The sequence below is a fragment of the Nocardioides oceani genome, assembly GCF_030412965.1.
GTDB lineage: Bacteria > Actinomycetota > Actinomycetes > Propionibacteriales > Nocardioidaceae > Nocardioides > Nocardioides oceani.
The window spans coordinates 1-319 of record NZ_JAUHJQ010000086.1 but is presented as its reverse complement, the minus strand read 5'-3'; the positions used below and the strand labels follow the sequence as shown (position 1 = coordinate 319).

1 protein-coding gene is annotated in these 319 nt (G+C 48.6%); it reads left to right on the top strand.

The genetic code is table 11. The features are described 5' to 3' along the window. Window positions 1-5: 5 nt before the first annotated feature. The coding region (locus tag QWY28_RS24580; protein ID WP_369292715.1) for a class I tRNA ligase family protein at window positions 6-319 on the top strand (314 nt) is incomplete at its 3' end.

Sequence of the window (319 nt, the reverse complement as noted above, 5' to 3'; positions counted from 1 at the left end):
GTGATATCTACAAATGGTTTGATATTAGTTTCGATCATTTTGGCAGAACGTCGACGCCGGCCCAAACTGAGATCGTCCAAGACGTATTTCTGCAATTGAACGGTAACGGTTTCATGACCACGGAGTCGGTGGATCAGCTGCATTGCGAAAAGTGCGACCGATTTTTGGCAGATAGGTTCGTCGAAGGTGGTTGCCCGAATCTCGGATGCTCATACGAGGACGCCCGGGGCGATCAATGCGACGGCTGTGGCAAATTAATTAATGCTGTCGAATTGAAGAATCCCAGATGTAAAGTGTGTCGGAGCACCCCCAAATTGAA